Source organism: Caballeronia calidae (assembly GCF_900044055.2).
Lineage (GTDB): Bacteria > Pseudomonadota > Gammaproteobacteria > Burkholderiales > Burkholderiaceae > Caballeronia > Caballeronia calidae.
On record NZ_FCOX02000222.1, the window covers coordinates 1 to 2,369 of the forward strand.

A 2,369-nucleotide genomic window follows, 5' to 3' on the forward strand; every position below is an offset into this window, starting at 1 on the left:
GTATCCGCTAATTTACGCACACCGTAGCGAGAATTGTTCGCAATGACTGGGCGAGCGTAGGCGCATCGCGACGATCGGAAGCGATCAGCGACGTCCACGGTCAGGGCCATGTGTTTTGGCTCGATGAGGATACGCCGAGCGCTACGTTCGGCGTATCCTTGGGGTAAGCTACTCGGATTGAACGGCGATCGTTTGCTGCTTGGCGAAGTTGAATGGCAGCAGGTCTGTGACGTCATCGTCCTGCGCGCGCTGCGGTAGCTCCTTGAGCACGTGCAGCAAATACGCGTAAGGCTCGACATCACAGGCGCGGCAAGTCAGCATCAGACTGTAGATCATGGCCGACGCTTTGGCGCCCTCGACGGTGTCGCTAAAGAGCCAGGCCTTTCTCTTATAGAAGCATTTCTTTAAGCGCCGCTATCGACAGGTCGTACTTATGGAAGGTCCGTACGACGTGGCCGCAAATCACCGTTTTTTTTCAGATCTAAGTGGATCGAGGCACCTCCGGTACGCTTCCATAATATGCAGTACTTTCCTCGCGTTGTTCTGCGTTTTCGAGGAGAGTCACCATGCCCAAATACTCGCGTATCAAACCTGGCCACCTGCTTGGCCAGCAGTGGTTCGAGGAGGCTACGCTGCGAACGCATGCAGACGCTTACGTTCAATACCTGACCGAGCGTGGTTATGCCCGGGAGACAGTGGAATGCTACTTCAGGAGTGTTGCCCACTTCGTTCACTGGATATCGAAACGGGACATCAATCTTTGCGATATTAACGAGTCGACGGTCAACCAGTTTCTCGATCGACATTTGCCTCATTGCCGATGCGCTCCGCGGTGTCGCCACACGGGAACCGATGTCCGTGCTGACTGAAACACTTTTTCGCGATGCTCGACGGGGCGCAACCGCAACACCTGACTGCCAACGTTTCTGTGTCAATCGCCGCGGAGCTCGCAGAGTTTAGGCGCCATCTGGCAGAGGTCCGCGGTCTCTCCGACAGCACATGCACGGTTCGACTGCGACAGACCTATGAGTTTCTTGTCGGTCATTTCGGCGCGCGTCCCGTGCAAATTTCGACGTTGACCCCGAGCGATATCGTACGTTTTGTAATGCGCCGGACGAGCGGACTCGCTCCCGCTACAGTCAAGGGCATCGGTATCTCGCTGCGTAGCTACTTGCTCTTCAAAGCCAGTGGGGGATCGTCAACCACTGCTCTCATCGCGGCGCTGCCGAGGGTTGCTCAATGGCGTCTGTCCAGAGTTCCCGAGGTTCTCTCGTCTGTCGAGGTCAAGCAACTGTTGAAGGCATTCGACCGCGGCAGTGCTACCGGCATGCGCGATTACGCCATGACGCGCTGCCTGCTCGATTTGGGCTTGCGCCGCGTAGAAGTGGCACGCCTGCGTCTGGAAGATATCGACTGGCGAGACGGGACATTGACGATACATGGCAAGGGCAAACGAATCGACATCGTCCCGCTTCCACGATCGACCGGCAGTGCGATCTCTGAGTACCTGCAGTATGGACGCCCAAACACTACGCGGCGCGAGGTCTTTGTGCGCCATCGACCACCGCTCAATGCTCCAGCCAACCTAGATATAGTCCGCAACGCAGTTCGCAATGCCGCAGAACGGTGCGATTTACAAGAGCGCGTGCGTGGCACCCATGTTTTCCGTCACACCATGGCTTGCCGGATGGTACAAGGCGGTGCTCCATTCAAGGAGATCGGCGACATGTTGCGCCACCGTTCCCTCGACACTACGACAATCTACGCGAAGGTCAATCTTCCCGCCCTTCGTCGCGTTGCGCTCCCATGGCCAGGGGGACGATCATGAGCGCACACTCATCTTTTTCCACCTGGATCGACGATTACCTGGCTGTTCGTCGTCGGGCCGGTTTTGACCTCAAAGTGGCGGGTAATCAGCTCAAGCAATTTGCGCACTTTGCCGAAGAGGTAGGTCACAACGGCACGCTGACGATACAACTCGCCGCTGAGTGGGCCAGCAGTTCCAGCACCGGACGGCGATTGACGGCAGCACGCAGGATCGAGGTGCTTCGCCCCTTTGCCGCATACTGCCGGCAGTTCGATCCGGCGACTGAGATTCCGCCGCAATATCTGTTCGGACCTGCCCATCATCGGCTGACGCCACATATTTTCACGGAAGAGGAGGTCCAGGATCTACTGACGGCCTGCGATGAGCTGTATCCGCCCGGTGGTCTGCGCGGTGCAAGCTGTAGGACGATCTTCGGATTGATTGCGGCGACCGGACTGCGCATTTCGGAAGCAACAGGGTTGACCGTATCCGCTAATTTACGCACACCGTAGCGAGAATTGTTCGCAATGACTGGGCGAGCGTAGGCGCATCGCGACGATCG

Annotated in this window: 3 protein-coding genes and 1 pseudogene; 3 read left to right on the forward strand and 1 reads right to left on the reverse strand. The window is 57.4% G+C overall.

Annotation, left to right across the window (positions count from 1 at the left end; all coding sequences use genetic code 11):
* Positions 1-168: 168 nt before the first annotated feature.
* Positions 169-387: pseudogene (locus tag AWB78_RS44905) on the reverse strand (transposase domain-containing protein); the annotation flags it as partial.
* A 179-nt stretch (positions 388-566) separates the two neighbouring features.
* Here AWB78_RS44905 and AWB78_RS50090 point away from each other — a divergent pair.
* The 3 genes from AWB78_RS50090 (at position 567) to AWB78_RS42145 (ending at position 2,319) form a co-directional block, all read left to right on the forward strand.
* The gene (locus tag AWB78_RS50090; protein WP_082883654.1) at positions 567-869 is read left to right on the forward strand and encodes a site-specific integrase; all 303 of its coding nucleotides are present in this window, start codon (positions 567-569) and stop codon (positions 867-869) included.
* Positions 870-1,060: 191 nt separating this feature from the next.
* A complete protein-coding gene (locus AWB78_RS42140; RefSeq protein WP_232478129.1) occupies positions 1,061-1,828 on the forward strand; it encodes a site-specific integrase in 768 nt (255 codons plus the stop codon).
* Complete coding sequence (locus tag AWB78_RS42145; RefSeq protein ID WP_157697894.1) at positions 1,825-2,319, forward strand: site-specific integrase; 495 nt, start codon at positions 1,825-1,827, stop codon at positions 2,317-2,319. Before AWB78_RS42140 ends, AWB78_RS42145 begins: the two co-directional genes overlap by 4 nt.
* Positions 2,320-2,369: the final 50 nt, after the last annotated feature.

What these genes read in the sequence shown, in the direction of transcription:
- AWB78_RS50090 (WP_082883654.1), top strand. Translation starts at nt 567, where the DNA reads ATGCCCAAATACTCGCGTATCAAACCTGGCCACCTGCTTGGCCAGCAG.
- AWB78_RS42145 (WP_157697894.1), top strand. Translation starts at nt 1,825, where the DNA reads ATGAGCGCACACTCATCTTTTTCCACCTGGATCGACGATTACCTGGCT.